Raw genomic sequence first — 1,063 nt, 5'->3', positions numbered from 1 at the left:
ACTTCACATCGAACAAGCCGGTGAAGCCAACCTTCCTCGGCACCAAGAGCTTTGACGCATACGACCTCGCCGAGCTCGTGCCCTATATCGACTGGACCCCGTTCTTCCAGACCTGGGAGCTCGCCGGCCGCTTCCCCGCGATCCTCGACGATTCCAAGGTCGGCGAGGTCGCGCGCTCGCTCTATGACGACGCGCGCAAGATGCTCGACCTGATCGTCAAGGAGAAATGGTTCCGGGCGCGCGCCACCGTCGGCTTCTGGCCGGCGAATGCGGTAGGCGACGATATCGTGCTGTATGCCGACGAGAGCCGGACCAAGAGCATCGCGACGCTGCACACGCTGCGCCAGCAGCTCGAGAAGCGCGAGGGCCGTTTCAACGCGGCACTCGCCGACTTCGTCGCGCCTGTCGGCACCGGCGTGCCTGATTATGTCGGCGGCTTCGTCGTCACGGCCGGCATCGGCGAGGATGCCGTCGCCGACCGCTTCAAGATGGCCAACGACGACTACTCCTCGATCCTGTGCAAGGCGCTGGCCGACCGCCTCGCCGAAGCCTTCGCCGAGCGCATGCATGCCCGCGTGCGCCGCGAGTTCTGGGCCTACGCGCCGGACGAAGCACTCTCCTGCGACGATCTGATCCTGGAGAAATACCAGGGCATCCGCCCCGCGCCCGGCTATCCCGCGCAGCCCGATCACACCGAGAAGGCGACGCTGTTCGAGCTGCTCGATGCCGAAGCCACCGCCGGCGTGAAGCTGACCGAGAGCTTTGCGATGTGGCCGGGCTCGAGCGTCTCCGGGCTCTATTTCGCCAGCCCCGAGAGTTATTATTTCGGCGTCGGCAAGATCGAGCGCGACCAGGTCGAGGATTATGCCGCGCGCAAGGGCATGACGGTCGCGGAGGCCGAGCGTTGGCTCGCACCGGTGCTGAACTACATCCCGGCGCGAGAGGCGACCGACAAGGCCTTCGCGGCGACGCCGGCGAACGACGAGACGTCAAAGGATCTCGCCTCGCATCCGCCGGGCTGCACCTGCGCGGTGCACCTCGTCTGGCAGAAGAAGCGCGCGGG

General features: G+C 66.3%; 1 protein-coding gene. It reads left to right on the top strand.

Going from position 1 to position 1,063, the window contains the following annotated elements:
- The coding region (locus AC1D00_RS42555) for a vitamin B12 dependent-methionine synthase activation domain-containing protein (protein ID WP_477014839.1) at window positions 1–1,063 on the top strand (1,063 nt) is incomplete at both ends.

Source organism: Bradyrhizobium sp. P2_E8 (assembly GCF_056403875.1).
Note: the sequence above shows the minus strand (reverse complement) of the source record. Positions and strands in the feature narration are given on the sequence as shown.